Origin of the sequence: Amycolatopsis sp. GM8, from assembly GCF_021653975.1 — a bacterium.
Classification (GTDB): domain Bacteria; phylum Actinomycetota; class Actinomycetes; order Mycobacteriales; family Pseudonocardiaceae; genus Amycolatopsis_E.
The window spans coordinates 25,216-41,532 of record NZ_JAJKFK010000011.1; the positions used below are offsets into that span (position 1 = coordinate 25,216).

Here is a 16,317-nt window from a genome sequence, read left to right on the forward strand (position 1 = left end):
GTGGCAACACGGACGAAGAAGACCGACAGTGAGGCGACGAACGGCGCCGGCCGTCGACGGCTCGTGATCGTCGAGTCGCCCACCAAGGCCCGCAAGATCGCTCCCTATCTCGGCAGCGGGTACGTGGTCGAGTCCTCGGTCGGGCACATCCGCGACCTGCCGCGTGGCGCGGCGGACGTGCCGGCCAAGTACAAGGGCGAGGCCTGGGCGCGGCTCGGCGTGAACGTCGACCACGACTTCGAGCCTCTGTACGTGGTCAGCCCGGACAAGAAGACCAAGGTCACCGAGCTGAAGAGCCTGCTCAAGGACGCCGACGAGCTCTACCTCGCCACCGACCCCGACCGCGAGGGCGAGGCCATCGCGTGGCACCTGCTGGAGACGCTCAAGCCCAAGGTGCCGGTGCGCCGCATGGTGTTCCACGAGGTCACCGAGCAGGCCATCCGCGCCGCCGCGGCCGACACCCGTGAACTGGACGCCGACCTCGTCGACGCACAGGAGACCCGCCGCATCCTCGACCGGCTCTACGGCTACGAGGTCTCGCCGGTGCTGTGGAAGAAGGTCATGCCGAAGCTGTCGGCGGGCCGCGTGCAGTCGGTGGCGACCCGGATCATCGTGGAGCGCGAGCGGGAGCGGATGCGCTTCACCTCGGCTTCGTACTGGGACATCGCGGCGATGATGGACGCCGGTGCGGAGGCCTCGCCGCGCACCTTCCCGTCGCGGCTGATCACCGTCGACGGCGCCCGCTTGGCCACCGGTAAGGACTTCGGCCCCGACGGGCGGCTCAAGTCGTCGGCGAGCGACGTGCGCGTACTCGACGAGGGCGGTGCGACGCGGCTCGCGGAAGCGTTGCGGGACCAGGACTTCAAGGTCGCGAGCGTCGAGGAGAAGCCGTACACCCGGCGCCCGTACCCGCCGTTCATGACCTCGACGCTCCAGCAGGAGGCCGGCCGCAAGCTGCGGTTCTCATCGGAGCGCACGATGCGCGTCGCGCAGCGGCTGTACGAGAACGGCTACATCACCTACATGCGTACCGACTCGACGCAGCTGTCGGAGACGGCGATCACCGCCGCCCGCAGCCAGGCGACGAACCTGTACGGCTCCGAGTACGTCTCGCCGAGCCCGCGCCAGTACACCCGGAAGGTGAAGAACTCGCAGGAGGCCCACGAGGCGATCCGGCCGGCCGGTGAGGTCTTCCGCACCCCGGGCCAGGTCGCGGGCGAGCTGCAGGCCGACGAGTTCCGGCTGTACGAGATGATCTGGCAGCGCACCATCGCGTCCCAGATGGCCGACGCCAAGGGCACCACGATGTCGGTCCGGATCGTCGGTCTGGCGACCACCGGCGAGGAGTGCGTGTTCTCGGCCTCGGGCCGCACGATCACGTTCCCCGGTTTCCTCAAGGCGTACGTCGAGGCGGTCGACAGCGAGGCCGGCGGCGACGCGGACGACAAGCAGAGCCGCCTGCCGCAGCTGACCAAGGACCAGGCGCTGGCGGCGGCCGAGCTGACGCCGGACGGTCACAACACCACGCCCCCGCCGCGCTACAGCGAGCCCAGCCTGGTGAGCAAGCTGGAAGAGCTGGGGATCGGCCGTCCGTCGACGTACGCGTCGATCATCAACACCATCCAGGACCGCGGCTACGTGTGGAAGAAGGGCTCCGCGCTGGTGCCCTCCTGGGTGGCGTTCGCGGTGGTCGGGTTGCTGGAGCGGCATTTCGAGCGGCTCGTGGACTACGACTTCACCGCGGCGATGGAGGACGAGCTCGACCGGATCGCCTCCGGTGACGAGCAGCGCACACGCTGGCTGTCGAAGTTCTACTTCGGCGGTGACATGGGTGTCGACGGCTCGATCGGCCGGCTCGGCGGGCTGAAGAAGCTGGTCGGGACGGGTGTCGAGGACATCGACGCCCGCGAGATCAACTCGATCCCGCTGTTCACCGACGAAGCGGACCGCACGGTGTACGTGCGCGTCGGCCGCTACGGCCCGTATCTCGAGCGCGAGGTCGACGGCGCGTCGCAGCGCGCGAACCTGCCCGAGGACCTGCCGCCGGACGAGCTGACCGCGGAGATCGCGGAGAAGCTGTTCGCGACCCCGCAGGAGGGCCGCCCGCTGGGCACGGACCCGGTGAGCGGGCACGAGATCGTGGCGAAGGAGGGCCGGTTCGGCCCGTACGTCACCGAGATCCTGCCCGAGACCGAGGAACCGGCCGACGGCAAGAAGACCAGCAAGGCGAAGAAACCCAAGCCGCGCACCGGTTCGCTGTTCAAGTCGATGTCGGTCGAAACCGTGACGCTCGAGGATGCGCTGAAGCTGCTGTCGCTGCCGCGGGTGGTCGGCAAGGACCCGGAGTCCGGCGACGAGATCACGGCGCAGAACGGCCGGTACGGGCCGTACCTGAAGAAGGGCACGGATTCGCGGTCGCTCGAGACCGAGGACCAGCTGTTCGGCATCACGCTGGAAGACGCGCTGAAGATCTACGCGGAGCCGAAGCGCCGCGGCCGGCAGGGCGCGGCCAAGCCTCCGCTCAAGGAACTCGGGAACGATCCGGTGTCGGGCAAGCCGATGGTGGTCAAGGACGGCCGGTTCGGCGCGTACGTGACCGATGGCGAGTTCAACGCGACCCTGCGCAAGGCCGACAGTGTCGAGGAGCTGACTGCCGAGCGGGCGGCCGAGCTGCTGGCCGAGAAGCGCGCGAAGGGCCCGGCGCCCAAGCGGAAGGCGCCGCCTCGTAAGAAGGCCGCCGCGAAGAAGTAGCGTCCGAACAGGCGTTCGACGAAAACTGTCGGTGGTCGGGTGCAGACTGCTGGCCATGAGCGATCTGAGCCTGGCACCGACGGTATTCGAGCTGGTCGACGAGGTGATCCGGCCGCTGACGCTGGCGGTGCCCCGCCGCCTGTCGGTCCGCAGGTACTACGACCCGGACGGCGATCCGGGGCTACCGATGGGCCCGCCGTCGGCGGATATCGTCGAGGCCGCCGAGCGGCAGACGAGATGGCATGCCGCGCTCGGTGCGATCGGCCTGTCCCGGGACGGCGCGCTGACGCCGAAGGCCGTGGCGTTGTTCCGGGTGATGCGGCGTGGACCCGTCCGCGGTGCCGTCACGGGCTTGGTCGCCGACCGGCTCGAACCGCTGCGGCTGCACTTCTTCGGCGATCAGGAGACCGGTGCCGTCCTGGAGTACGCCGGCAAGCAGGTGCGGCTCGGGGTGAGCCCTGCCGCGCGGTTGCCCGAGCAGGTGGCGGCCCGCCTGCCCGCCGCCGAGCCGGGGCCGGGTGAGCTGGTCCGGATCCAGGCTGACCCGCTGGGCCGCATCGCGCCGGAGGCGGTCGCCGAGTTGCGTGCGCTGGCCGCGCGGCCCCGGCTGGCCACGATGGTCTTCGATCTGACGGTCGGCCGGAAGATCGTCGCCGAGCATCCGCGCGGCGCGGTGGTGCTGTTCGACACCGACCTCGGCCGCTACCTGGTGTTCACGAGCGTCGGCGCGGACGGGCGCTGGGTGCTGTTCTTCGCGCCCGCGAGCGGTCAGCACGTCGCGAGCTGGATCCGGCATTCGGTGCAGACGCATCTGGAGCCGGTATGTGGCTGATCATGCTCGCGCTGCGTGATCTTGCCAGAACCCGGATGGGCCAGTACCTCCGGCGAAATGGCGACTACGCTGGGCGGGACGCTGGCGCGTGCGTGGGCCGACCGAGGACTGGGAGTAGTGATGTCTGCGAAGGACGACGCCGATTTCGGCGACGGTACGCAGAGTGCGTTGCCGCCGGTGGCGTTCGGCGACGCGTTGACCGGCTCGCTGAACGAGCCGGACGACCACGAGGACTTCAAGATGACCAGGGTCGCCTCACCGGTCAGGCCCGATCCGGACGCGGTGCGCGAGCTGGTGGACGCGTCGATGGCGGACGCCCAGCAGCCCGGCAGCCCGCAGGCCGGCACCGCCTCGCCCGGCTCGGCGATCCCACCGGCGCCCCCGCTCGGGATGCTGCCGCGGCAGCGCACCCGACCGAGCCTGCCCTCGTTCCGGCGGCCGCAGCTGCGCATGCCTCGGCTCCCGCAGCCCGGCGCCCGGCGTCCGTCGACAGGCTCCACCGCGATCATCGTGGCGGTGCTGCTGATCCTCGTGTACGCATTTGTCGCGATCGAGTTCCTGTCAAGCCTGATCAGCAGTATTTCCGGATTGTTCAACTAGGGCCGCCTCGCCCGATCGGGCCGATTCGCCGGCCCGAAACCCCACTCCACAAGCTGTTTTGGCGACATTCGCCAGCCCGCGAAGGGCGCGCCCCACCCGCCGGAGCTACTCTGGCCACACCGGTCCGGTGACGAAATGGCAAACGCCAGGGGGTGTCGCCGGCGCCACGGGCGAACCTAGCGGGGTGGGTCGGATCAGCGAGGTCGTGCAGACGAAGGCCGGGGCGAGCGCGCCGCCGGCCGGTGGCGGCGGATCCACGATCCACCGCGCCCGCAGTGTGCTGGCGATCCGGCCGTTCCGCCGGCTCTGGGGTGTCACGTACCTGTGCAGCGTGGCCGACTGGCTCACCATCCTCGGTGTCACCAGCCTGGCGACCAAGCTGACGCACAACTACACGGCCCAGAACTTCGCGTTCACCGGCGTGCTGCTCTCGGCGCTGCTGCCCGGGCTGATCTTCGCCCCGCTGGGCGGGCTCCTCGCCGACCGGTTCGACCGGCGCAAGGTGATGTTCGTGGCGGACCTGCTGCGCTGCGGGTTCGTCATGTCGATCGCGTTCGTCGGCACCGGCTGGTGGCTCTACGCGGCGAACTTCCTGGCCAGCGCCAGCGCGATGATGTGGATCCCGTCGAAGGACGCCGCGGTGCCGAACCTGCTGCGCAGGCCGGACCAGGTCGAGACGGCCAACCAGCTCGGCCTCGTGATGACCTACGGCCTGGCCGTGCTGTCCGCGGGCGGTATCTACACGATCATCACCGGCATCGGGCCGACGCTGCACCTGCCGCCGACCATGTTCGGCGACCTGGGCTTCGCGAAGATCATCGTGGTGCTGATCGGGCTGCTGTACCTGACCAGCGCGTTCCTGATCATCACGCGCATCCCGGAGCTGTCCAAGCGGAACGTGCACGCCCCGGTGGCCGTGGCGCCGAAGACGGACAGCGAGGCCCCGGTCGGCCTGAAGACGCTGATCCGGGACGGCGCGAAGTTCGTCCGGAGCACGCCACTGATCCGCGGCCTGCTGATCGGCGCGGCCGGCGCGTTCGCGGCGGGTGGCGCGGTGGTCGGCTCGGCCAAGCCGTACTCGTCGAGCCTGCTCGCCGGGGACGCGGCGTGGGGCCTGTTGCTGGTCGCGGTGTTCGTCGGGCTGGCCACCGGGATGGGCGGCGCGCCCAAGCTGGCGCGGCGGCTCCCGCACGACCGCCTGTTCGGCATTTCGATCGTGCTGGCCGGCCTGGCGCTGATCCTGGTCGCCGTCTCGCCGCATCTCGCGGTGTCGCTCGTCGCGGTCGCCATCGTCGGGGCCTGCGCCGGAGCCGCGTTCCTGACCGGGATCACGATCATCGGCTCGCAGGTGGACGACGCCATCCGGGGCCGGATCAACGCGATCTACCAGTCGATGATGAAGATCATCGTGTTCGGGTCGACCGCGATCGTGCCGCTGCTGATCGGCCTGACCAAGCCCCGCACGGTGCAGGTCTGGGGCAACCCGATCATCATCGACGGCACCCGGCCGGTCATGCTCGGCGGCGGGATCCTGGCCGCGGTGGTCGGCGTCATCGCGTACAAGCAGATGGACTCGCGCCGCGCCGAGACGATCATGTCCGATCTGCGGAACGTGCTCCGCCGCCGCCCGCAGCGGGTGAACGGCCTGCTCATCGCACTGGAGGGCACCGCGTCCGCGGACACCGCGCACCAGGCGGCGAACCTCGTCCAGTGGCTGAAGTCGGTCGGGCCGCGGCCGGTCGTGCTGGCGGCCGATCCCGGCCTGGACGACGATCGCCTCGTGCAGCTGGTCAGCGGCGCGTCGCTGACGGGCGCGCGGGCACAGGCGCTGGCGGCCGCGGCGGTCCGCGCCGATCTCGTGGAACGCGACGTGCAGCCGGCACTGGACGCCGGTTCGATCGTGGTGATGGAACGGTTCGTCGACTCGCCGCTGGCGCACCTGTCGGCGATCGCCGGCCTGGACGCGAAGGAGCTGGAGGGCCTGGCGGACTGGGCGACGGGGCGGTTGCGGCCGGACGTGACCGTCCTGCTGGACGCACATCCGGGCGACACACCGTCCGATCCCAGCCCGATCAAGGACCGGTGGCGCGTGCAGAGCCTGCTCAGCGAAATGGCCGCCGCCGACCCGGACCACTACGTCGTCGTCGACGGGGACGGCAGCACGGACGAGGTCAGCGAGCGCGTGCAGACAGCCGTCCGGGCCGTGCTGGTAGCCAGGCACGCGGGACTCGCGCCGCTGGAGGCCGTCGACGCCTGATGCGCCACACTGGGAACGGCACGGATTCGCGGTGGAGGCACGGGGAGACACGGTGGCGTCGGTCTGGTCTCAGCTAGTCGGGCAGGAGCCCGCGGTCGAGGTGTTGTCGGCTGCCGCGGACGCCGCGGCGAAGATCGTCGCCAAGCAACCGGTGCCCCCGGGAGCGATGACGCACGCCTGGCTGATCACCGGCCCGCCCGGTTCGGGCCGTTCGGTGGCGGCGCGAACCTTCGCGGCGGCACTGGAGTGCGCCACCGGCACGGGCTGCGGCGAGTGCACCGGCTGCCGCACCACGTTGCACGGCACGCATGCCGATGTCCGGCTGGTGGTGCCCGAAGGGCTGTCGATCTCGGTCGCCGAAATGCGTGCGCTCGTGCAGGCGGCGGCGCGCCGGCCGACCACCGGACAGTGGCAGGTCGTGATCGTCGAGGACGCCGACCGGCTCACCGAAGGCGCGTCGAACGCGCTACTCAAGGCCGTCGAGGAGCCGCCGGACCGGACCGTGTTCCTGCTGTGCGCGCCGTCGGATCATCCCGAGGACGTCTCGGTGACCATCCGGTCGCGCTGCCGGCTGGTCAATCTCCGCACGCCGCCGCCGGAAGCGATCGCGCAGGTGCTGACCGAGCGGGACGGGGTGGATCCGGAGCTGGCGCACTGGGCCGCGTCGGTCTCCAGCGGCCACGTCGGCCGCGCGCGGCGCCTGGCCACCGATGAGCATTCGCGCAAGCGGCGCGAGACCGTCTTGCGTATCCCGCTGGGCCTGCGCCGTCCGGCGGACGTGTTCGCCAGCGCCGACGAGTTGATCGCGGCCGCCGAGGGCGACGCGAGCGAGGAGAGCAAGGTCCGCGACGAGTCCGAGAAAGCCGAGCTGCGCAACGCCATGGGCGGCGACGCGACAGGCAAGGGCGTGGCGGGCGCGAAGCGGGCGGCCGAGGCCGCGGTGAAGGCGCTGGAGAAACGCCAGAAGTCCCGCGCGACCCGCACCCAGCGCGACACGCTGGACCTCGCCCTGGTCGACCTGGCCGCGTTCTACCGGGACGTCCTGGTCACCGCGAGCGGCGCCAAGGCGGTGCTGAACCACCCCGATTACGCTGCCGACGCCGAGGAAGCGGCGCGCACCTGGACGCCGGACTCGACGCTGCGCCGCCTCGAAGCGGTGCTGGCCTGTCGCGAGGCGATCCTGTTGAACGTCAAGCCGCGCATCGCGGTCGAGGCGATGGTGACGGCGCTACGCCACGGCTGACGCCTACTCCGAGCGGGGCCGCGGCGAGGGCTTGACGATCGCCGGCTTGCGGCGGCGACCCGGGATCGCGGCCACCAGGATCACGCCCAGCAGCAACATCGCCGTGCCGGTCCAGAACAGCGGCACCGCCGAGTACGCCCCCGCCGTGTAGGCCAGCTTCTGCGGCACGCCCGGCGCCGCGTTGCCGGGCGGCGGTGTCACGGGGTTGGTGCTGCCGCACACGACGCCACCGGTCGGCGTGTACACGCGGCCGATCTGCTCACCCAGCGACAGCTGCGCCAGCGACGACGGCAGCGAGTCCGCCGACCCGGCCGGCAGCAGGTTCTTGAGCCCGCTCGTCGGCAGCACCTGCAGGTCCAGCATCCGGGCGGACGCGCCCAGCTGGAACCCGGCGAACGGGGTGTCGAGCTGCTGGCCCTTCTGGTCGAGCTCGCCGATGCTCAGCCGGAGCACGCCGAGGTCGAGCACCTTGCCGGTGGTGTCGGTGACCTGCTTGACGCCGTCGTTCAGCGTCGCGAACAGCCCGCCCACCACCGGCAGGTTCTGGATCGGCCCGAACTGCTGCGAAAGCCCCTCGAGGGGCAGTCCGATCGGGATGTCCTTGGTCGGATGGGTGGCGTCGAGGGTGTAGAGCACCTGGTCGCCGCGCTGGATGGTGATCACCGGCGCGGTGTACTCGACCTTCGAGGTGGCCTTGTCGCCGGTCGAGGTGACCTTCAGCGTCGGCTGGCTGACCACCTTCAGCGACAGCTCCAGCGGGGTGCCCTTGAGGATCTCGATGTCCGCGGCCTGCAGCGTCGAGACCGACTGCACGGCTTTGTTCTTCGAGTTCGGCAGGTCGACCAGTTGCATCACCGACCGGGAGGACAGCGTGTTCGGCAGGCTCAGCAGCGAGCCGGAGCCGTCCGCCGCCGTCTGCCCGCCGCCGGTGAGGAGCCCGCCGAGCGACTGCAGTCCCTTGGTCGCGTCGAAACCCTGGGCCAGTTGCGGCAGCCCGTTGAGCCCGGACAGCGGCAGGTTCGGCAGCGAAGGGATGACGTTGAGCAGCGACAGGCTGGCGATCGAGGTGCTGGCGTCCGCGATCGTGCCGACGCACGGGCCGAGCGTGTCGCTCCAGCGCGCGTGCACGTTCCCGTTCAGCAGGCCGACGTTGAGCAGCGGGTTCTGCGGTGCGTTGAAGCCGCCGGTGAGGCCCTTCTCGTTGTCCGGCAACGCGGTCTGGACCAGGCTGCCCGGTGCCTGCGGGGCGTTGCCGGCGACGGCCAGCCCGAGTGGCGAGGACTGCGCGATGGCGCGCTCGTAGCTGAGGTAGGACTCGGAGTTCGCCTGCGCGCTGGACAACCCCATGCCGGCTTCGAGGACCGACTGCTTCGGGAGGGTCTCGCCGAAGCCGGGCAGGATCGTGCTCGTGTCGACGGTGTTGGGGAGCAGTCGCACCACCCCGAGGGCCGCGGCCGCGTCTCCGACCGCGTGTCCCAGTGGCTGCGGGCCCTGCGGCGCCGACATCGGCGGCTGGCCGGGGTTCACGGGCTGGGGGATCGGCGTCGTGGGGATGGTGGTGTCGGCCATCGCCGGCGTTGCCGAGAGCATGAGCAGCGCGGCGGTCACGGGCAGAGCCAGCGTGCGAGGCAGGCTTCTACGCATGCGGGTTGTCCTCCAGGTCACCGGGCCGGGCGGCTGCGACCGGCGTTGGAGAGACTAACGAGGGCCGGGGTGAAAAGTGACGTGCGCCATGCCGGTACACTGATCCGTGGTTTCGCCGCCTTAGCTCAGTCGGCCAGAGCGGCTCACTCGTAATGAGCAGGTCGGGGGTTCGATTCCCCCAGGCGGCTCCCAGGTCAGGGGCCCTCGTCGGAGGGCCCCTGACTCATTTGTGGAGCTAGACGTGGAGCCAAACCGGCTTACGCTGGCTCCATGGCGCGTTTGTCGAAGCCCCAGAAGCGCACTCGCGGAGAGATCGAGTCCCTGCCGAGTGGCTCCCTCCGGGTGCGCGTCTACGCGGGGATCGACCCGGTCTCGGGGAAGCGCAACTACCTCACAGAGGTGATCCCTGCGGGACCCGACGCCGAGAAGCTCGCGGAGAAGGTCCGTACCAAGCTGCTGAACCAGGTCGACGAGCGCCGGAATCCCCGCACGCGGGCGTCGGTGAACCAGCTCCTCGACCGGCACTTCGAGTTGCTGAAGGTCGAGGACAACACCCTGACCGACTACATGTCGCTCGCGCGGATTCACATCCGTCCGTTGATCGGGAAGCAACCTCTCGGCCGGATCGACGGTGAGGTTCTCGACTCGTTCTACAAGGAACTTCGTACCTGCCGCGGTCACTGCCGGGGCCACAAGTACGTCGAGCATCGGACTACCCGGCCCCACGAGTGCGACCACCGTTGCGGACCGCACAAGTGCGCTCCGCTCGGTGAGGGCTCCATCCGCAAGATTCGGGCCGTTCTCTCCGGGGCTGGGAAGCGTGCGGTTCGCTGGAACTGGGTGGGCGTGAACCCGTTCGACCTCTCCGAGCCGGTCCCAGCTCCGCGCCCGGACCCGAAACCGCCCACAGCGGAGCAGGCGGCGTCGATCGTCAGCGAGGCTTGGCTAGACCTGGACTGGGGCATGCTCGTCTGGCTGGCCATGACGACCGGCGCGCGCCGAGGCGAGCTGTGCGCGCTCAAGTGGGACCGGCTCGACTTCGGGAGCGGCGTCCTGACGATCCGGTCCAGCATCGGCCAGCGAGGCGGCCGTACGTGGGAGAAAGACACCAAGACCCACCAGCAACGCCGAATCACCCTCGACGAGCAGACTCTGACGCTCCTGCGGGCCTTCAAGCGGCACTGTGCGCAGCGCGCCCAACTCGGCGACGAGATGCCCGGCAAGGCCCGGATCTTCTCCCTGTCGCCGGACGGGAGCACCTGGATCAAGCCGGACACGGTCAGCCAGCGCTACTCCCGGATGTGCGCTCGCCTGGGGTGGGACATGAACATCCACCAGCTCCGCCACTACTCGGCGACGGAACTCATCACGTCTGGTGTCGACGTCCGCACCGTGGCGGGACGGCTTGGGCACAGCGGCGGCGGAGCGACCACGCTCAAGGTCTACAGCGCTTGGGTTTCCGAGACTGACCAGCGTGCGGCTGGCACGCTCGCGGGGCGGATGCCTGCTCTGCCAGCATCGCTTGTTGAGAGCGGTGAACTAGCCTCGTCCGTGTCCTCCCCGCGCGAGGAGGATGAGAGTCCCTACATGCGCATTGCCGCCGATCTTCGCGGCGCCATCGTCAGCGGCGTCCTGAGTTCCGGTGAGCAACTCCCAACGGTCGCTAACCTCGCTGCGCGGTACAGGGTGTCGTTTGGCACTGCACAACGCGCGATAGCCGAGTTGAGAGTAGCTGGACTACTAACTGTGAGCCGGGGTCGACGTTCGGTGGTGTTGTAAGCACCGGATCAGGGTTTGACCCGTCAGAGTGCTGATCGTCCTTATAGCAGAGTAAAGTACGCGGATCTCTTGTTCCTGTGGTGGCGGACAATAGAGTTCGTAAGAGGAGATCGTGTGGCTGGCAAGAAAAGACCAGAGTGGGCAGAATACGAGAAGCTCGCCGCGAAAATCATTGCTGAACTTAGTCCGCACGCTGCGGTCACCCATGACGATCACGTAGTTGGTCGCGACTCCGAGGCGCGTCGGCAAATTGACGTTTCTGCTCGATGGACGGACGGAGATGTCGAGCGCCTACTGATTGTTCAGGTTAGGGATTACAAGCGCCGGTCTGCGGATGTGAACGTCGTCGGCGAGTTTCGCTCGGTTATTCAGGATGTTCGTGCTGACCGCGGAATACTTATCTGCAGTGGGGGATTCTCCAAAAACGCCATGACGTACTCCCGAAACATTGGCGTTGAACTCTACAGTCTTAGTGATGCGAAATCAAAGCGATGGGAACTGGAACTGACAGTTCCTACGCTCTGGCACAGGATCAATCCCTACGTAAATTACAGATCGCAGATTTACGTCGAAGACGCTCCGCTGACTATACAGCTTCGAGATGACAAATCCTTCCCCTTTGTTTCGCTGGATGCAGGTTCACCATATGACTTTGCGGCTGAATTTAAGAAAGCGTGGGACTCGGGGGAGCTTAGTTTTGAGACAGGTGTCGAGCACGAGTTCCTCTTGGAGCAGAGCCTTGCCATTGAAGGTGTTGCCGAGGATGGAGAAGTGAGGGTTGTCCCAGTCAGAGATCTGGTTGTCACATACACTGTTGAACGTCATAGCTACCTTGGGCAACTTAAGCCCTCGGATTATCGAGGTTTGATTGATCATCTTAACGATAAGCGATTCCTGCCGTCATATATCGCGTTGGACCTTCCTTCGCTGGAGTCGGGGGAATGGGCTAAGATAGAAGATCCTAGTCGCTTGGCTATCAATGTTGCAGGGTTCTTCATGACGGTGGAAGATGCGCGCATAGACACGGCGGAATTCGAGGGGCACAACTTCACGTATGTCGGGCCGAAAGCGCCTGAGTTGCAATAGTAAGCAGTCGATGGCGTCTGGCAACGGCGACCACTCGTGTTCGCGCGCGCATTTGTTTAGACTTAAATTGCCGCGAAGACCTCAGTGTAGATCTGGTTCGGCGGGATAAGCCGTGTCAAGTCCGCCTTTGTTGCCCAAAGTACGTCTACGTTTTCGATGGGATCCTTGTTCGTTGCTTCGCCTAGGACGTAGTCGCACAGGAGATAGTCGCAAAGAACGCGGGTTACCGGATGCAGGCGGCGACCTAGACGACGTGCAACGATGCAATGTACGCCTGTTTCGTCGAGTGTCTCTCGAATCGCGACCGTGTCCGGTGACATGCCTGGCTTAACAACTCCAGCGGGAAATTGCCATGAGATGCCAGCCTCGCCTTGGTCTCGACGGCACACGAGCAGCACGTACTCGTCTCGGACGACTACCGCCAGGGCAACCCGGAGCGGCTGTACGTCTGCTGCTTGTTGTGGGGGCGCCAGGAGTTCGTCAACGCCCGCGCCGAGTACACGTTGCAGGAGTCGCGCGGTTGCAGGGCGGACAGACAGGCCTCTTCCGCTCGAAGGGCGACCTGCCGCGAGCCGTTGCAGGTGGCGGACGCTGAGTGTCCCTGGCTCACCATGGTCACGGGCGAACCTCTCGGCATACTCGGCGAACTCCTCGAACGTCTGCTGACGCTCCCTGATCAACTGTTCGAGCAAAGTGCGAGCTGAACCGGACGGGCTTGGCGCGGACATTCGTGGTCTCTCCTCTCGGTGACGAGTCATCGGTATGGCGGCTGCCGGTCGTGCTTACGACGTGTCGTCAACTCCGAACTACGTGCAGTGTCGATTTCATTCTGACACAAGGGGCGATTTCGTCCCTGCGGTTCGGTTGGGAGAGACTGAGATGGAAGAACGCCGCGTAGACCGCCCGTTCGTGGCCTGGTATCGGTGCGTGCGCGACGGTGCGGAGCATGCGGTGACTGACGAGGAGTTCGTGGCCGGTACTCATCGACGCCTGGGCCGCTATCAGGCAGTTTGCGGGCACGAAGTACTGATCGACTCGTTGTTGGCCCCGCCTGGCGCGAACTGTTTGCAGTGTCGGCGGCACCTCTGCGTCCTGGACCTCGTGCTCACGCCGTCGCGGATGTCCTATTCGGCACTTCGGCTTGGCCGTCGCCGCACCCAGGCGCGTCACGCCGCTGCCTGGTCCTATGCGCGGGCAGGTGCATGAACCAATGGCTGATGAAACGACCGACGACGATCTTCACGAGTTCGACCCGACCAGCGATGTCCCCGAGTACCTCTACGACAGGTTGGCGGACTACCTCGCCGAGTTGATCACCCGAGGCCGGTTTCGCCGATACCAGAAGTTCCCCGGGGAGATCCAGCTCTCCAGTGAGTATGGAGTGTCACTGGGCACTGCTCGCCACGCCACCGAGCTTCTGCGGCGACGTGGTCTGGTCACGACAGTGAAGTCCAAAGGAACCTACGTCACGTACGACATCGGGACCGCCAGCATCGAGCGCCCGGTTCATCACGACTACCGGGGGACTTCATAGCGGCGGAATAGGTGCAAAATTCGATGGTTCCTGTTGAACACGTGAGCGGGCGAGCCGACTGGTTCGAGCCGGACCGGTCGAGCGCGGTCTATGTCTACGTCCAGGTGGCTGACCATATCGCCCAACGCGTCGATGCTGGCGAATTGCCACCCGGTACCCGCCTGCCCACTGAACGCGACCTGGCTCTCGGCTACGGCGTCGCGGTGGTCACCGTGCGCCGCGCTCTGGCCGAACTTCGTCATCGCGGCCTCGTCCAGACGGTCCGGGTGAGGGGCACGTTCGTCGTCGAGCGCTGATGGTGGGTGATAGCGACTGGACGGTCCGCAAGCGCACGATCAGCCTGGTGACGAGTTGCTCCGCAACCCGTCACACCCGTCACACGGACTGTTTCCACTGGTCAACGCCATCGGCTACCCGTCACGCTGCTTGTGACGGCGTGACGGGTAGCCGAGACGGGTTGTGACGGGTTACGGGTCGTCCTCGCGGTCCGCCCAGCCATCGACGACGGCTCGGATATCGGCCGTGTAGTACCCGCGAATCTGCCGGACGCTGCCGTCGTCGCGAGGTACGCGCTGGCGATCCGAGCGGCAACCGAGGTCGCCCATCTGCCGTCCGAATGCAGTGGGCTCGACGTCCAGCGCCTCAACAAGTTCGGCCGAGGGCACGAACTCGCGCTCGTCGAGGTCATCGCCGAGGTAATCCACGACGGAGGCGAGCGGCTCCGGCAGCTCGACCGGCCGGGCCGGTTCGGGTGCCGCTGCCGCCGTACCGGTGCCGATCACGCGAGCGACTGCCGCGTGATCGAGTTCCGGCGGCGCCTCCTCACCGGCCGCGTGACCGGTCAAAGTCCCTGCGGACTCCCGCAAGGCCCGGCCGCGCTCGCAGACGGTCCGCCAGTCTTCGTTCGGCATGTAGTAGGTCCGGACGGTCACGGCGAGCACGTCAGCCCCCGCCTGAGTCTCTCCATCTGGCCGCAAGATCCCGACACCCTTGTGCGACGGCAGCAAACGGCTGCTGTCGTAGCCCCTGGTGTTCATCTGCTCGCCGAGCACAATGTTGCTGTCCTGCCAGTCCATTACCCGCAAGGCGAACCGCGACCCGAGCACCGCTCGTAAGCCGGAGGGGATCGTCTTCGAGTCGGGACGCTGGGTGGCCAAGATGAGCACGATGCCGGCGGCTGGTCCCTTCTTCGCCAGCCAGGTCAGGAGTTCGCCGATGTACTCGCCCGCGGTGAGCTTCTTTCCTTGCACCGCAACGGGAGTGCGGTCCTCCAACGGAACCTGAACCTCGTCGACGATGATCGCTGTCACTGGCATGTTCAGAGTCGTGTCGCGCGAGATCTCCGGAGTGATCTTCGATTCCGGACAGACGATGTCGTCGAGTGTCCGCATGCGCCGATACCGCCCCTGAACCTCGCCGACCAGCTCGACCAGCCAATCCTTGAGCGCGTGCACGTGCTCCGTCTCGTCGCCCGACATGAACCGGTGAGCCACCTGCGCGGCGGCGTCCCAGTCCTTTCCTGCCTTGAAGTCGGCCACGTACAGCCGGGTGTGCGGATCAAGGATCAACCCAGCCGCCGCAAGCCGCGCGGCGAAGGTCTTGCCCTGCCGTGGAATCGCTCCGACCAGCACAGAAGTCCAGACCAGCGGCAGGTCGATCCTTCGGTCCCGTGCATCTCGTCCGAAGGGGACAGGACGCCAGGCGTCCCATCGATCCACACCGAGGAGCGGTGTCCGCAAGGGCGGCGACGAGTACGGGTCTTCGTCAGCAACCCACATCGCCACCCGTCCCGCATGTCCGCCCTTGCCGCGCACCCTCTCGACGATCAGCTGAATCTCGTCGACCGCGAGAGCCGAAGCCAGTGCCTCCCGGTTCTTGATCACGTCAGCGGCCTTCCGGGTGGCTGGAAGATCGACCGTGACCGCCCAACCGTTGCCTACTCGCGTTGCCCGTTCGACCAGCCGGAGAACCTCGTCCTTGCCGATGAGCTTCGCGTCCCGGAACGCGTCGACGAGGACTTGAGGGTCCATCGTCCACGTGAGCGTGCGCGGACCTGCCAACGCTGGTTTCCGGCCTGGGCTCCCGTCGTTCCTTCGGCCCAGCATCGCGAGGGATGCCGAGAGCAACGCACCGGCGATCCACAGTGGTCCGTAGCCCCAGAGCACAACCACGAGCGTGAATGCGAACGCGCTGGCGACCGCGACGGCTCCGGTGACGCGCCAGCGGAACAAGGTCAGTTCGCGGATCTCCGCGAACTTGTCCGCCAGCTTCTCCTGTTGCTCGGCGGCCTCCCGGTAGTCCCGGACCGTGACCCAGCGGCGCCACCAGCGAGCACCCGCGATCAGCCCTCGCGCGACGGACCCGAGGTACCGGTATGGCAGCTTCACGGCTGTGACCGTGGCGTCCTTCGCCGCTTGCCGGGCTTGCGCGCGGCTCTTCAAGCTGCGGGGCACCCGGGGCGAGCGGTGCCACCACTGCAAGAACCGCTCGCGAGCCGTTCGGCGGCGAGGTTGCGGCAAAGTGTCGTCGACCAGTTCAGCGTCGTAAACCGGTTCCGCCTTCTCCATAGCCTCGTTGTTGCCGTTCATGAC

The 16,317-nt window shown here is 67.5% G+C and carries 13 protein-coding genes and 1 tRNA gene; 11 read left to right on the forward strand and 3 right to left on the reverse strand.

Features of this window, described 5'->3' with window-relative positions:
* From topA to LOZ83_RS35780, 5 genes are all read left to right on the forward strand, one after another.
* The gene (gene topA, locus LOZ83_RS35760) at positions 1 to 2,751 is read left to right on the forward strand and encodes a type I DNA topoisomerase (protein ID WP_236796301.1); all 2,751 of its coding nucleotides are present in this window, start codon (positions 1 to 3) and stop codon (positions 2,749 to 2,751) included.
* A 55-nt stretch (positions 2,752 to 2,806) separates the two neighbouring features.
* Positions 2,807 to 3,583, forward strand: a complete 777-nt coding sequence (locus LOZ83_RS35765) for an ESX secretion-associated protein EspG (protein WP_236796302.1) — start codon at positions 2,807 to 2,809, stop codon at positions 3,581 to 3,583.
* Between the two features lie 120 nt (positions 3,584 to 3,703).
* A complete protein-coding gene (locus tag LOZ83_RS35770; RefSeq protein ID WP_236796303.1) occupies positions 3,704 to 4,183 on the forward strand; it encodes a hypothetical protein in 480 nt (159 codons plus the stop codon).
* Between the two features lie 184 nt (positions 4,184 to 4,367).
* The gene (locus LOZ83_RS35775) at positions 4,368 to 6,440 is read left to right on the forward strand and encodes an MFS transporter (RefSeq protein ID WP_236796304.1); all 2,073 of its coding nucleotides are present in this window, start codon (positions 4,368 to 4,370) and stop codon (positions 6,438 to 6,440) included.
* A gap of 31 nt (positions 6,441 to 6,471) precedes the next feature.
* The gene (locus LOZ83_RS35780) at positions 6,472 to 7,683 is read left to right on the forward strand and encodes a DNA polymerase III subunit delta' (RefSeq protein ID WP_236796305.1); all 1,212 of its coding nucleotides are present in this window, start codon (positions 6,472 to 6,474) and stop codon (positions 7,681 to 7,683) included.
* Between the two features lie 3 nt (positions 7,684 to 7,686).
* On the opposite strand, the gene LOZ83_RS35785 is transcribed toward LOZ83_RS35780, so the two are convergent.
* Positions 7,687 to 9,327 carry a hypothetical protein gene (locus LOZ83_RS35785; protein ID WP_236796306.1) on the reverse strand — a complete coding sequence of 547 codons (1,641 nt, stop codon included), beginning with the start codon at positions 9,325 to 9,327 and terminating at the stop codon, positions 7,687 to 7,689.
* A gap of 114 nt (positions 9,328 to 9,441) precedes the next feature.
* Between LOZ83_RS35785 and LOZ83_RS35790 the strand changes: the two genes are divergently transcribed.
* The 3 genes from LOZ83_RS35790 (at position 9,442) to LOZ83_RS35800 (ending at position 12,192) form a co-directional block, all read left to right on the forward strand.
* A tRNA-Thr gene (locus LOZ83_RS35790) sits at positions 9,442 to 9,515 on the forward strand.
* A gap of 82 nt (positions 9,516 to 9,597) precedes the next feature.
* Positions 9,598 to 11,106: a tyrosine-type recombinase/integrase gene (locus LOZ83_RS35795; protein ID WP_236796307.1), complete on the forward strand. Its 1,509-nt coding sequence runs from the start codon at positions 9,598 to 9,600 to the stop codon at positions 11,104 to 11,106.
* 114 nt (positions 11,107 to 11,220) lie between these two features.
* A complete protein-coding gene (locus LOZ83_RS35800; RefSeq protein ID WP_236796308.1) occupies positions 11,221 to 12,192 on the forward strand; it encodes a restriction endonuclease in 972 nt (323 codons plus the stop codon).
* A gap of 62 nt (positions 12,193 to 12,254) precedes the next feature.
* On the opposite strand, the gene LOZ83_RS40955 is transcribed toward LOZ83_RS35800, so the two are convergent.
* The gene (locus LOZ83_RS40955) at positions 12,255 to 12,590 is read right to left on the reverse strand and encodes an NUDIX hydrolase (RefSeq protein ID WP_374202765.1); all 336 of its coding nucleotides are present in this window, start codon (positions 12,588 to 12,590) and stop codon (positions 12,255 to 12,257) included.
* On the opposite strand from LOZ83_RS40955, the gene LOZ83_RS35805 reads away from it, so the two are divergent.
* The 3 genes from LOZ83_RS35805 to LOZ83_RS35815 all read left to right on the forward strand — a co-directional run bounded on the left by LOZ83_RS35805 (position 12,564) and on the right by LOZ83_RS35815 (position 14,022).
* Complete coding sequence (locus tag LOZ83_RS35805; RefSeq protein ID WP_236796309.1) at positions 12,564 to 12,896, forward strand: hypothetical protein; 333 nt, start codon at positions 12,564 to 12,566, stop codon at positions 12,894 to 12,896. The genes LOZ83_RS40955 and LOZ83_RS35805 overlap by 27 nt on opposite strands.
* 506 nt (positions 12,897 to 13,402) lie before the next feature.
* The gene (locus LOZ83_RS35810) at positions 13,403 to 13,726 is read left to right on the forward strand and encodes a winged helix-turn-helix domain-containing protein (protein WP_236796310.1); all 324 of its coding nucleotides are present in this window, start codon (positions 13,403 to 13,405) and stop codon (positions 13,724 to 13,726) included.
* 23 nt (positions 13,727 to 13,749) lie between these two features.
* Complete coding sequence (locus tag LOZ83_RS35815; RefSeq protein WP_236796311.1) at positions 13,750 to 14,022, forward strand: GntR family transcriptional regulator; 273 nt, start codon at positions 13,750 to 13,752, stop codon at positions 14,020 to 14,022.
* 171 nt (positions 14,023 to 14,193) lie between these two features.
* Here the strand turns inward: LOZ83_RS35815 and LOZ83_RS35820 are convergent, their stop codons facing one another.
* Entirely contained in the window at positions 14,194 to 16,314 is a 2,121-nt protein-coding gene (locus LOZ83_RS35820; protein ID WP_236796312.1) for a cell division protein FtsK, read from the reverse strand.
* Between the last annotated feature and the right edge of the window lie 3 nt (positions 16,315 to 16,317).